Below are 13,113 nucleotides of genomic sequence, written 5' to 3'. Positions count from 1 at the left end.
CCACGGCCGCCAACTCGTATCGACCCGCCGGCCGCCGACGCGGCTCAAAAGCCGAACACCGGGACGAACTGGAAGGTGAGATACGCGCCGACGGTGGCGATCGCCGGCACGACGTTCTGCATGAGCACGACCCGGGCGGTCGTCGCGGGGTCGAACAGGTCGCCCGCGCGGGGGATGTCCTCGGGGTCCTCCTCGCCGATGGGCGGCAATTGCTCGCCCTCCTCGTCGGCGGCCAGCGCGTCGACGGTGACCGGCGGCGCGTCCGCGTCCGAGACGACGTCGGAGACGGCCATCGGGCGGGTCGCGCGACCCCAGCCCAGCCCGACGATGGACATCGTCGCGATGACGACGAAGCTCGCGGGGATACCCAGCGCCGAGAGGAACACCACGAGCGTGGAGCTGACCCCGGCGACGACGATGGCGGCGGTCAGCGGCAGCTCCGTGATGTCGCTGCCCATCGTCTCCAGCGTCCGCCGAGCGATGGTGAACGCGCCGACCGCGACCGCGACGCCGCCGAAGATGATGGCCGGGTTCATCGCGAGTTCGCCGCTCCCGACCAGCGGCGCGACCGCGTTGGCGATGTTCGACGTGCCGGAACTGAACGCCATCAGGCAGCCGATTGCGACGACGGTGATCGTCCCGATCAGCTCCCGGCGGTTCGTCGTCTCGTGGGTGCGCGGAATCGGGACGAGACCCGACCGATCGATATCGAGCAGCGGGCCGGTGGACCGTTCCATCGCGACCATGCGGTTGAGCCGCGCGTAGAAGTACCGGCCGATGATGAGCGACACCCAGAACCCGATGATGGGCGAGACGACCCACCAGACGATGATCTCGCCCATGACCCCCGAGTCCAGCACGTCGCCCGCGAGGCCGAGCCCCGCGATCGCGCCGACGGCGGTCATCGAGGTCGAGGCCGGGACGCCGAAGACGTTGCCCACCAGCAGCGCGATGCCGATGAAGAACAGCACCGTGATGGACGCTTCGAGCGTGAACACGCCGGGGTCGACGACCAGCTCCTCCCCGAGCTTGGTCACGACGTTCCGGCCGATGGTCCACGCGCCCGCGAAGAAGAACACGCCCATCAGCGCCGCGGCCCCGGTCTTCGAGATCGCGCCCGCGCCGACCGCGGGGCCGAACGCTGGGCCGGTGGTCGACCCGCCGATGTTGTACGCGACGAACATCGCGACGAGAACGCCGAGGACGAGGAGTGGCTCGACCATCAATCGCCCCCGTCAGCAGTAGCGGTGTCGTCTTCCTCCTCGTCCTCCGCCTCGTCGCCCTCTGCCTCGTCGTTACCGCGCTCGTCGCTGTCGTCAACGGCAGCGTCGTCGTCTCCGTCTGGGGCGTCTTCGTCGTCCCAGACGTCGGCTGCGTCCTCGTCCTCCCATTCGTCGCCGGTTTTGGACTCCAGTTGCTCCTCCAGCGTCTCCTCGACCGTCTCGCTCACCGTCTCTTCGACGGTTCCCTCGACCGTCTCCTCGACCGTGTCGCCGACCTTCTCCTCGACTGCTTCCTCCACGGTGTCCTCGACGGTTTCCTCGACCGTCTCGCTCACCGTCTCTTCCACTGTCTCCTCGACCGTGTCGCCGACCGTCTCTTCGACCGTGTCGCCGACCGTCTCGCTCACCGTCTCTTCGACGGTTTCACCGACTTTCGCTTCCACGGTGTCTTCGACCGTCTCCTCGACGGTTTCACCCACCTTTGCTTCGACAGTTTCCTCGACCGTCTCACCAACTTTCTCCTCGACGGTCTTGCCGACCGTCTCTTCGACGGTTTCGCCGACGGTCTTCTCGACCGTCTCGCCGACCTGTTTCTCGACGGCGTCGCCCACCGTCTCGTCGACGGTTTCGCCGACGGTTTCCTCGACCGTCTCGCCGACCTTCGCTTCGACCGTCTCGTCGACGGTCTCCTCCACGGTCTCCTTGACCGCGGTCGTCATCCAGTCGGGGTCGAACCGGGCCATCTTCCAGACGACGTGGATGACGTACGAGATCAGGACGCCGAAACCGAACGCGAGGCCGACCGAGTTACCCGCGATCAGGATCAGGGCCACCGAGACCGCGATGAGCAGCCCGTACGCGAGGTCGACCAGCGAGTCGACGCGACTCGGATTCACTGCTCACCCGGGAGAGCCTCGGGTCGGTCGACTGTAAGAGCGCCGCGCTGTTTACCGGATTGCTGAGAAATCACGTATGTTGGAACGGAGGGCCTCTCCGCTCAAAAACGTTGGCAACCGCAGGCGAGATTTGCCCGGCAGATGCGCCGTGGCGGGCGTTCTCTCTCACGGACTGGCGGTGCTCTAGCAATTCGCCGTTCGGTAGAGTCCCACCAGTTCAACAGTCTGCCCTTCCGACGCGGACCGGATTTCGGCGGATCGGTAGAACGACCAATTTCGAGATTACTGCGAGAAATTTTTCGAGCAGCTGTAGAAGCCCGATAAAGCCCCGTTCACGCCTCCTACCGTATAAAGTAGACTCGTGTAGTATGCATAAGTTATGAGTATCCAAAGAGAGTCCTATCAGACACTTAGAGAAAAGGCCCTGCTCATCTACGGGAAAGAATTATATACCCATAGAGCATATTTTGTAATAGATTATGACTGGGTACTACGACCTCATCCTCGGACTCATCCCGCTCTCGCTCGTCACCGTAGCCGGCGTGCTGACCGTCCTCGGCGTCTCGCTGACCGCCGCGGTGCCTCTCGCCGCGTCGATTCCCGTCGCGCTCATCGGCCACGCGCTGTTCGTGAACGGACCGGTCGACTCCTCCCAGTCCTCGACGACGACCACCGACTCCCCGTCGGCCTCCTTCGAGCCCGCCGACTGAGGCGGCGCTTCGGTCGTCGGTTCCGATTCTTCACTTTTCGCCTTCACTCGGCATTTGTTCATCTTTGTACACGGTCATCTCCCGTACCGCTGCCTGAATCGTTTTGAGGCTGGACTGTGTTGGTCCGCCCATGACCGACGCCCTGTTCCTGACCAGCGAGGACGTGGCCGGACTCGCGTCGCCCGCGGAGTACGTCGCCGCGGTGCGCGAGGGCTATCGACAGCGCGGCGAGGGTGCGCCCGCCAGACCGCGCGCGAAGCTCACCAACGCCGACCCGCCGGGGATGCTCACCGACTACTCGGCGGTCCTGCCAGAGACGGGCGCGATGGGCGGGTACATGTACGCAGCGGGGTTCGGCGAGAGCGACGCGTGGTTCGTGACACCGCTGTTCGACGCCGAGTCGGGCGAACCGCTCGCGCTGCTCGACGGCGCGAGCATGAACCCGTTCAAGACCGGCGCGGCGGGCGCGGTGGGCGTCGACGCGCTCGCCCGCGAGGACGCAAGGACGCTCGCGGTCGTCGGCAGCGGGTCGCAGGCCCGCGGGCAGCTCCGCGCGACCGCGACCGTGCGGGACTTCGACAGCGTCTGGGTGTACTCGCCGACGAAGGAGAGCCGCGAGTCGTTCGCGGGCGAGATGAACGAGCGCCTCGACGCCTCGGTCGCGGCGGTCGCGTCCAACGCCGCGGCAGTCGAGGAAGCCGACGTGGTGATCACCGCGACCACCGCGAGCGAGCCGGTGTTCGACGGCGACCTGCTCGCGCCGGGGACCCACGTCACCGCGATGGGCCAGTACCACCCCGACAAGCGCGAACTCGACGCGACGACCATCGAGCGCGCGACCTACGTACCGGACCTCCGCGAGCGCGTGACGACCGACGCGGGGTCGTTCATCGCGGCGGTCGAGGAGGGCGCGATCTCCGAGGACCACGTCCACGCGGAGCTCGGCGAGGTCGTCGCCGGGACCGCGGAGGGCCGCCAGTCCGACGACGACATCACCGTGTTCGACAGCGGCGGCACGGGCATCGAGACGGTCGCCGCGGCCCACATGCTCTACGAGAAGGCACGCGAGGCCGGCCTCGGCTCGGAGCTCTCGTTCGCGCCGGCGAGCGAGGCGCTCACCGGAAAGTAACCGTTAGGGATCGAGCAAGAGACGTTCGGCAGTCGATTCAGGCCGCGATCATCATCGCGGCGATGAAGTTCGAACCGGTGCCCGCCTTGCTCTCTTTTTTGTGCTGGCGTTACTCGCGTTTCGGAAGTGCTTCCAGTTCATAGTGGTGCAAAATATTTACTCGTGCCTGAGTAAGTCGTGTCGGTCATGGGCTGTGAGGGACTCGTAACCCACTCGTGTTGGCACAGCACGGTCGTCGACGAGCGACCGAGGTCGCCAGCGGGGAGAGCGCGGGCTACTGCTCCAGTTCCGCGTCGAGAACAGCGATCTTCCGGACGAGTTCCGCGGCGTCGACCGCGACGACTCGAACCATCGGCTCCTTGCCGACGGCCCCGGTGTCCACCACCGCGTCGGGGGCCGAGTTCCGGTTCGCCATCGCCTCTCGGGCGACCCAGTCCATCGTCCCGTCGGCGTCGTCGGGTTCGTCCGCGCGGTCGACCGTCACGGCCTCCCATCGGTCGCGGACCGCGGCCACCGACTCGTCGTCGGCCCGGACGTTGCAGGCGGCAGAGATCCTCCGGTCGGTCTCCCGGATCCCGAGCAGGAACCGGGCGACGTGGTCCGACGCACCCGGCGCGACCCCGCCGGTCGCCCGGGTCGCGCTCCCCGAGGAACCGCCGAAGACTCGGTGTATCCGGCCTTCGACCGCGGCCACGTCCGCGGGGTCGACCGCGCAGTCGGGCGCGACCGCGACGTTCGTTCCGACCTCCGGAAGCAGCCGTGAGACGTTCTGGCGCTCGAACTCGCGGACGACACGACGCACGGCTTCGCAGGCTCCGGCTGTCCCCGCGGCCGCCTTCTTCGGCGCGAGATGTTCGACCGGGCCGACCCCCGAGCCGACCCGGCGACCGGACCGGATCGCGCGGTCGACGTGACGCTCGCCGTGCTCGACCGCCTCGGCGAGCGACGCGTCCCCGGCGAGTTCGGCCGCGATAGCCGCCGAGAGCGTACAGCCGCTCCCGTGGCTCGCGGCGTCGGGCACGCGCTCGGCGCGGAACGTCTCCTGTGGGCCGGACTCGGACCCGGACCTAGACCCTGACCCAAACTCCCCACCGGTCACCAGCACGTCCACCGGGTCGCCGTCGAAGTGACCGCCGGTGACGAGCGCGGCGTCGACACCCAGTTCGCAGAGTCGTCGCCCCGCGTCCCGGGCGTCCCCGGGACCGTCGATGGCGAGGCCCGCGAGGAGTTCGGCTTCGGGGACGTTCGGCGTGACCAGCGACGCCGCGGGCAGGAGGTCCTCGCGGACGCGCTCGACCCCGCGGGACGACAGCAGTCGGTCGCCCGACTCGGCGACGACCACGGGGTCCACGACGACCGGAGCGTCGGCGTCCGCGAGCACCTCTGCGACGGCGGCGACGACCGCCTCGTCGCCGAGCATCCCGGTCTTGACCGCGCCGACCTCGAAGTCCGCGAAGACGGCGTCGATCTGATCGACGACGAGGTCGGGAGCGAGCGTCTCGCTGGCCCGAACGCCCGCGGTGTTCTGGGCGGTTATCGCGGTGAGCGCGCTCGTCCCGTGGACGCCCCGTGCCGCCATCGTCGCGAGGTCGGCCTGCACGCCCGCGCCGCCACCGCTGTCCGACCCCGCGACGGTCAGCGCGACCGGGAGGCCCGCGGCCATCTCAGTCGTCGCCCGCGGCGGGCGTCCGGGTCAGCGACACCGCGGGAGCGTCCGCGTCGAGTTCGTCGAGCGCACACTGGGCCGCGCGCTTGCCCGAGAGGAGCATCGCGCCGAACGTCGGCCCCATCCGCGGGAGTCCGTGAGTGGTCGCGGTGGCCAGACCCGTCGCAATGAGCCCGTCGTGGACGACGCCGGTCTGCTCGACCACGGCGTCCTCGCTCTCGTCGATCCACATCGAGCCGTGGCCGGGCGAGTCGTGACCTGGCGCGCCGTACTCGTCGTCCGCCGTGGCGTCCATGCCGCCGTCGTGTTCGTCGGCGTGCTCGATGCCCGCGGCAGAGACGACGCCGCGCTCGTGGAGCTTCGAAACCACCACGGCGTCGTGGCCGGTCGCGTCGATGACGAGATCGGACTCGACAGAGATGGGGTCCACGCAGGTGAGTTCGCGGGGGAGCGCGTGGACCGGCGTCCAGTTCATCACGATGCCCGCGACCCGGTGGTCCTCGCGAACCACCACGTCGGTGAACTCGGTCATGTTCTGGACCGCGGCCCCGGCGTCGCACGCGGCCTCGATGAGCGCCGAGCAGGCGTGCGGGCCGTCGGCGACGTAGAGACCTTCCGCTTCGTCGCTGGCCTCGTAGGGGACACCGAGGTCGTCGAGGACCTCGTGGGCGGGGTCACGCACGGTCAGTTTGTTCATCAGGAAGCCGCCGAGCCAGAACCCCCCGCCGAGATAGTTGTTCTTCTCGACGACGGTGACCTCGATGCCGCGACTCGCCAGTTCCTTGGCGGCCATGAGTCCCGAGGGGCCGCCCCCGACCACGATGACGTCGGTTTCGGTTCGTCCGAGGAACTCCTCGCTCCACGCGTCCGTGATTGCGTTCGTTACCTGTGCTTCGTCCACGTCGCTGAATCCGTCGAACGACATACCACTTAGTGATATCACTCGGTAGTTAAGCGTTGTGGAGTCGGCGCGGCCCACATGCTATACGGGAAGGTCAGCGAGGGCGGCCTCGGGGGGAGCTCTCGCTCGATCTGGCGAGCGAGGCATTCACTGGGAAGTAAGAAGGGAAGGAGCCAAAGGAGAGACGTTCGGCAGTCGATTCAGGCCGTGAACAGCGTCATGGCGACAAAATTCGAGTCGGTACCCCGATTCGTCCACTTTTCATTCACTTTGTACTACGTATTTTTAGACACATATTACGGACTCTTAGCAAATAGTTTGTGACCATACGATGCGGTCCTCTCAGAGCCCGTTTCCGAGTTCGTCGAAAAGACTGATTCGGCGTCTTTCGTAATTCAAAGATACCTGGAGAGGAGGTAGCTTCTCCGACGTTAACTTCGACCGACTAACTACGAAATATCGTCGATGTGGTTTTTGATTCGGTTTTTCGTACAACTAGAGACGAATGCCGCTTGCCCGTTAGCGCTATCAGTAGTGCCGCAACTCGCCGACTGCTGATACCCGTCTCTAGCTGCGAGAGAGAATTCACCGTCGCTCGTCGTGGCGTCTTGGTACAACACAAAGCCGTACAGGCTAGCTATGGCTCGAAAAGCCGTTCCGAGTACGTGGGTATCTCCGTAGAACCCGTCCGGGGCGAATGGGCCACTCGGGTTCTCGAAGAACGCAGCGTCAATGATTCCGACTTTAGCGTCGGAACCGCCAGCGGTACCGTAATAACTCCCAGCGTCACCTAGATATTTGTCCTGCTCATCGTTGTAATCCAGGATGAGGACTGCATCGTAGTCGTCGTAAAGGTGGTTCCGATCATCTGTTTTGAGATACTCGTCAACCGCTTCAGCGCGATTGTTCAACGTCGTCCGTCCATTGAATGCGGATTCAGGGACGGGGTAGTACACGCTTCCAGAGTCGAATTCCAGTACGTAATCCCCGCTGAATTCGTCGTCCCACGTATCCTGCAAGAGACCCGCTATACAACCGTTGTTCAGTTCGAAACAGTGGGGGAAGTCACCAGACCAGTCACGATTGAACGGGACGCTGTGGATGACTGCAACGTCGCCCTGACCTGTCGCACTCGCTGACCCGGTGAATGCACCTGCGCTCAGACCAACCAGACTTGCGGAACTCAATTTCCTCAACGTCTCACGCCTCGTCTGTTTCTCTGGCATAGTACATAACACAGTAAATAAGATGAAAATAAAAGTCTTTCTGATACTAAATATTATATAATATTAATTGGAATTTATTCCTATCGTCTTTTCTCTATCGGCCTTAGAAAGCGTATGGATGGGGAAAACGGACTAGTACCAACCCGAAGTATTCACAACCCCACCGCCTGCAGCAGCGTCATCCCGCTCGCCAGCGCGCCTACGAGGTAGCCGCCGATTGCTCCGCCGTTCAGCAGCGGCAGACCCGCGTGCGCTCGGCCCTTCAGCACCATCCAGAGTAGCACGAACAGTCCGGCCATCGTCCCGATCATCGCGGTCAGCGCGGGCAGGTTGAGCGCGATGCCCGAGACGAGCGAGTCGGCCGGCGCGAAGAAGGCCGCGCTGGCGACCATCACCGAAGGCATCACCGCGTCGCCGAGTCCGATGAAGATTGCGTCCCGGTCAGCCGGGTCCGGACGCTCGGCGTCTGCGTCCGTCTCGTCAGGCGTGGCGGATTTTTCTTCGTTCTCAGCTCCGGCCGAACCGTCGTCCTCCGATTCGACGGATTCGACTTCCTTCGCCTCGGCCGCCGCCGAGTCGTCGAGGAACGAGTACGAGAGGGTCATCGGGATTACGAGCACGACTGGGATCTTGAGGTCCATCACGCCCGAGGCCAGCGTCAGCATATGCTCGGTGCCGTAGACGCTGATGGCGTCGTAGATCGCGAGCACGCCGAGCAGCAGGATCGCCGGGAGTAAGCCGAAACTAATGCCGAACAGCCCGGCCGCGCCTGCGCCGATGACGACGCCCGCGCCGTCGATGACGTACCACTCGGGGTGGACCACCAGCGCGAGTGCGACCGCCGCGGCGGCTCCCACGGCGAGGACGTTCACCGCCGCGCCGCCGACCGTGGCGGTGACGACCGGGGGGACGACCACCGAGAAGACGTACCACGACAGCAGCCCGGTCGTGAGGATGATGACGGCCCGGAGCACCCACTCGATCTCGAACTTGATGATGGCGAGCATCGCCGCGGTCATGACGAGGATGGCCACGACGTACACCGCGCTGTTGGTCGGGTCGGAGGGGTTCTCGACCTGCTGGTAGCCCGCCTGTTGGAACGGCTCGACCAGCGCGAGCGCGCCAAGTTGGACCACGAGGAATATCGCCACGGTCAGCCCGGCCGCCGCGAACGCGCGCGTTCGATCCTTCATGACGGGGGCGAGACACCCCTCCGCCTTTGGGGTTGTGGATTCGCGGAGCGTAACGAGCATTGCTCGGAAGTATTGACGGCTGGAACCGACGACACGACGGCTTTCCGGCCTGCGGGCTCTCAGAACGAAATCAACCGTTCTGGGGATTCAACTCGCGAGCAGGTGCGTACGGCTGCATGGGAACCGCCGGACGCGTTCTGACAGTACTGATCGTTCTCGCGCTCGTCCTCAGCGCGGGCGGCACGCCGCTCGTCGGCGCTCGCGCCGACGCCACGAACGGCGACGACGCTGCTCTCGACACCGCAGACCCGACGCGAGTAGAGACGCCCGAACTGCTCCCGACAGCCGTAGAGAGCCCGAACGAGCGCGTCGCCGCCGCGGACGCGCGCGTCCGCGACGGCGACGCGCTCGCCCAGAACGAGAGCGAGGGCGACGCACTCGCTGAGGGCGACGCACTCGCACAAGACGAAGAGGCGTACGTCGCCGCGGCGCGGCAGGGCGCGAGGGAGGGCGCGAGGCTCGCGCAGTCCCAGGGCGTCGAAGTGAACCAAGAGCAGGTGCAGGCAGCGGCCGAAGCCGCGGCCGCGGCCGCCGAGGACTCCGAGAACGTCCAGTCACAGAGCATCACTGTCGCGCAGGTCCAGATCGCCGCGCGCGGGGCGGCCCACGGCGCGCTGTTGCAGTCCCAGGACGCCAACGTGACGCAGGTCCAGTCGGCAGTGCGGGGCGCGACGACCGGCGGGCTGATCCGGATGCAGGATGTCGACATCTTCCAGGGCCAGATCCAGGGCGCGACCTACGGGGCGGCCCACGGCGCGCTCGCCCAGATCCAGCGCGCGAACGTCACGCAGATCCAGGTCGCCTCGGAAGGTGCGGCCGCCGGGGCGGCCCAGTCCGCCATCGAGCGCGAGGTGACCAACGTGGGCAAGATCCAAGAGGCCGCGCAGGGGTCGGCCTACGGCGCGTTCGAGCAGCCCGCGCAGGTGAACCTCGCGAAGATGCAGGGCGCGGTCCGCGGGGCGGCCGAGGGCGCGCTCGTGCAGGTCCAGGAGGTCAACGTCAAGCAGGTGCAGGTCGCCGCGTTGGGCGCGTCGAAGGGCGGCGTGAGCCAGCGCCAAGCGGTCAGCGTCGAGCAGGTCCAGGCGGCCTGCCGCGGTGCAGCCGCCGGGACGGTCTCCCAGATCCAGGAGGTCACCGTCGAGCAGCGCCAGAAGATCACCGTCGAGCAGATCCAGTCCGCGTCCCAGGGCGCGGCGAGAGGGTCGCTGATCCAGACGCAGGAAGTGAACGTCGAGCAGGTGCAGGCCGCCGCACAGGGGGCCGCCAGCGGCGTGCTGGTCCAGATCACCATGATCCAGGTGCAGGTCGTGAACGTCGTGCAGGTCCAGGCCGCCGCGGAGGGGTCGGCCGCCGGGGCCGCGTTCTCGGCGGTCCAGAATCAGGTCGTGAACGTCGAGCAGGTCCAGGCTGCCGCCCGCGGCGCGGCCCGCGGCGGCGTCACGCAGACCCAGGAAGTGAGCATCAGGCAGGTCCAGTCGGCCACGCAGGGCGCGGCGGGCGGCGCGCTCGTCCAGTCCCAGGAGGCCGACGTGAGCCAGATTCAGGCGGCCGCGCAGGGGGCGGCCGACGGCGCGACCAGAATCTTCCAGCGCCAAGAGGTCGACATCCGCCAGATACAGATTGCCGCGCAGGGTGCCTCCGCCGGTGCGGTCTCGCAGAGTCAGGTCGCCTCGGTCGAGCAGATCCAGGCCGCCTCCTCGGGCGCGGCGGGCGGATTCTCCGCCCGCATCGCGGCCGGGCAGGTCGTGACGCTCGAACAGACTCAAGCCATCACGCAGGGCGCGGCCAGCGGCGCGGCCCAGTCGGCCGCGGAGAACGAAATCACTGAGGCGACCGAGATCGAGACGGCCGCGAGCAACGGCGCGACCGCGGCGTCCGAAGCCGTCGAGGAGGACCCGGATACCGACCCCGAAGAACTCGAAGAGCGCGCCTCCGAGGAGTCCGCGAGCATCGAGATCGAGGAGACGACCACCGAGGAGACAACGACGACCGAAACCACGACGGTCGGGGAGGTCACCATCGAGGACACCACGACGACCGAGGAGCCCACCACCACGACAGAGGAGACCACGACTACGACCACCACGACAGAGGAACCGACGACGACTACGACCACCACAACAGAGGAGACCACGACTACAGAGACGACGACCACCACAACAGAGGAGACCACGACTACAGAGACGACGACCACCGAAGAAATCACGACCGAGGAAGAAGAGGTGGAACCGGAGGCAGACCTCACCTTCCGTAACCAGACCGTCGAGAACGGGACCGTCACCGTCGCCTCGGCGATTCTGTCGGAAGGCGGCTTCGTCGCCATCCAGAACGAGACCCCCGCCGAAGGCGAGGTTCCCGAGCGCGTCCTCGGCGTCTCGGAGTACCTCGACCCCGGTACCACCGAGAACGTGACCGTCACGCTGGACGAGCCGGTCGAAGAGAACCGAACGCTCGTCGCCGTGGCGTATCAGGACACCGACGACGACGAGGCGTTCGACTTCGTCGAGACCGACGGCGAGGCGGACACTCCTTACCTGGACGACGAGGAGCCAGTGAACTCGTCGGCGAACGTGGCCGTCCCCGCGGAGACGACGACCACCGAGGAGACGACAACGACGCCAGCGGAGACGACGACCACTGAACAGACCACCACCGAGGAAGCCACCGAGACGACTACGGCGGCGGAGACGACGACCACGGAGATCGAGACCACGACCACCGAAGCGGCGGAGATTACGTTCGCCGACCAGTCCTCGGACGGCGAGACGGTCACCATCGAGTCGGTGACGCTGCCCGAGGGCGGATTCGTCGCGGTCCACGGCGAAGCGGCGCTCGAAGAAGAACCGCTGGAGAGCGTCCTCGGCGTCTCGGAGTACCTCGACCCCGGCACGAACGAGAACGTGACCGTGCCGCTCGACGAACCGCTCGCCGAGGACCAGTCGGTCGTCGCCGTGGCGTATCGGGACACCGACGACGACGAGGCGTTCGACTTCGTCGAGAGCGTGGGCCAGGTCGACGAACCCTACACGGTCGACGAACAGGCCGTCGCGGCGGTCGCGTCCGTGGAGGTAACGACCGAGGTGACGACGACGGAAGAGACCACGACCATCGAAACCACGACGACGGCAGTCGAGACCACTACGACGACCGAAGAGACCACCACGGCCGAGGACACCACGACCACTCCGGCGGAAACTACCACGACGACTACCGAAGAAACGACTACCGAAGAGACGACCACCACCGAGGAAACCACGACCACGGAAGAGACCACAACCACTGAGGAGACGACCACGACCACGGAAGAGACGACCACGACTGAAGAGACGACCACCACCGAGGAAACGACCACAACCACCGAAGCGACGACTACCACCGAAGCGACCACGACAGAGGAGACGACCACCGAGGAAACCACAACCACGGAAGAAACCACGACCGAGGAGGTCGAACTGGCGAACGTCACGGTACAGAACCAGAGCGCCGACGAGGAGGTCGTCGTCGAGTCGGCGGTGCTGCCGGAGGGCGGCTTCGTCGCGCTGTACGACGCAGAGGGGATCATCGTGGGCGCCTCCGAGTACCTCGAACCCGGCGAGCAGGAGGACGTTGCCGTCTCGCTGACCGAGGAGCTCTCGGGGCGACAGGTGGTGTTCGCGGTGCCCCATCAGGAGACGAACGCCAACGAGGAGTTCGACTACGTGCGGACGAACGGGAACGTCGACCAGCCGTACCTGAACGAGACCGGAGCGGTCGTCTTCGACACCGCGGTGATCGATTTCGGTGGCGAGGGCGTGGCCACCACGACCGAGGCCGTGCCGACGACCATCGAATCGAACTCGGCCGAGGCTTTGCCGGTCGGCTCCGACGATAGTGCGCTCGACTCCGACGAGAATGGAGGTAGCTCCGACGGGGGCTCGGGGTCCTCGTCCACTGGTCCGCTGCCCCTGCTCCCACTCGTGGGAGTCGGAGCGGCGGCCCTGCTGCTGGGGCGCTCGGGGAGGGAGTAAGCCGAACGACTCTCGACCGGTTTCGACTCGTTCCGAGCGAGTTCGACCGGCCCGGACGAGTCCCGTTCGAGCCCGACTGCGGGCGTCGCGGCGAGCCGAAAT

9 protein-coding genes are annotated in these 13,113 nt (G+C 66.3%); 3 read left to right on the top strand and 6 right to left on the bottom strand.

What is annotated here, in order from left to right:
* Positions 1–44: 44 nt before the first annotated feature.
* Both DPQ64_RS17755 and DPQ64_RS17750 read right to left on the bottom strand, forming a co-directional pair.
* Complete coding sequence (locus DPQ64_RS17755) at positions 45–1,223, bottom strand: inorganic phosphate transporter (protein WP_115865642.1); 1,179 nt, start codon at positions 1,221–1,223, stop codon at positions 45–47.
* Positions 1,223–2,119, bottom strand: coding sequence for a hypothetical protein (locus DPQ64_RS17750; protein WP_115865641.1), 897 nt, complete (start codon positions 2,117–2,119; stop codon positions 1,223–1,225). Before DPQ64_RS17750 ends, DPQ64_RS17755 begins: the two co-directional genes overlap by 1 nt.
* 479 nt (positions 2,120–2,598) lie before the next feature.
* On the opposite strand from DPQ64_RS17750, the gene DPQ64_RS17745 reads away from it, so the two are divergent.
* Together DPQ64_RS17745 and DPQ64_RS17740 are read left to right on the top strand one after the other, a co-directional pair.
* Positions 2,599–2,829, top strand: a complete 231-nt coding sequence (locus DPQ64_RS17745; RefSeq protein WP_115865640.1) for a hypothetical protein — start codon at positions 2,599–2,601, stop codon at positions 2,827–2,829.
* 130 nt (positions 2,830–2,959) lie between these two features.
* Positions 2,960–3,958: an ornithine cyclodeaminase family protein gene (locus DPQ64_RS17740; RefSeq protein ID WP_115865639.1), complete on the top strand. Its 999-nt coding sequence runs from the start codon at positions 2,960–2,962 to the stop codon at positions 3,956–3,958.
* Positions 3,959–4,232: 274 nt separating this feature from the next.
* Here DPQ64_RS17740 and thiD read toward each other — a convergent pair whose 3' ends face one another.
* The 4 genes from thiD to DPQ64_RS17720 form a co-directional block, all read right to left on the bottom strand.
* Positions 4,233–5,621: a bifunctional hydroxymethylpyrimidine kinase/phosphomethylpyrimidine kinase gene (gene thiD, locus DPQ64_RS17735; RefSeq protein ID WP_115865638.1), complete on the bottom strand. Its 1,389-nt coding sequence runs from the start codon at positions 5,619–5,621 to the stop codon at positions 4,233–4,235.
* Between the two features lies 1 nt (position 5,622).
* Positions 5,623–6,549, bottom strand: coding sequence for a sulfide-dependent adenosine diphosphate thiazole synthase (locus tag DPQ64_RS17730; RefSeq protein WP_115865637.1), 927 nt, complete (start codon positions 6,547–6,549; stop codon positions 5,623–5,625).
* A gap of 425 nt (positions 6,550–6,974) precedes the next feature.
* Positions 6,975–7,751 carry a hypothetical protein gene (locus tag DPQ64_RS17725; RefSeq protein WP_115865636.1) on the bottom strand — a complete coding sequence of 259 codons (777 nt, stop codon included), beginning with the start codon at positions 7,749–7,751 and terminating at the stop codon, positions 6,975–6,977.
* A gap of 152 nt (positions 7,752–7,903) precedes the next feature.
* Entirely contained in the window at positions 7,904–8,944 is a 1,041-nt protein-coding gene (locus tag DPQ64_RS17720) for a presenilin family intramembrane aspartyl protease PSH (protein WP_115865643.1), read from the bottom strand.
* Between the two features lie 176 nt (positions 8,945–9,120).
* Between DPQ64_RS17720 and DPQ64_RS19015 the strand changes: the two genes are divergently transcribed.
* Positions 9,121–13,011: a DUF7282 domain-containing protein gene (locus tag DPQ64_RS19015; RefSeq protein ID WP_157971776.1), complete on the top strand. Its 3,891-nt coding sequence runs from the start codon at positions 9,121–9,123 to the stop codon at positions 13,009–13,011.
* Positions 13,012–13,113: the final 102 nt, after the last annotated feature.

It is taken from the genome of Halorussus litoreus (genome assembly GCF_003382685.1).
Lineage (GTDB): Archaea > Halobacteriota > Halobacteria > Halobacteriales > Haladaptataceae > Halorussus > Halorussus litoreus.
Note: the sequence above shows the minus strand (reverse complement) of the source record. Positions and strands in the feature narration are given on the sequence as shown.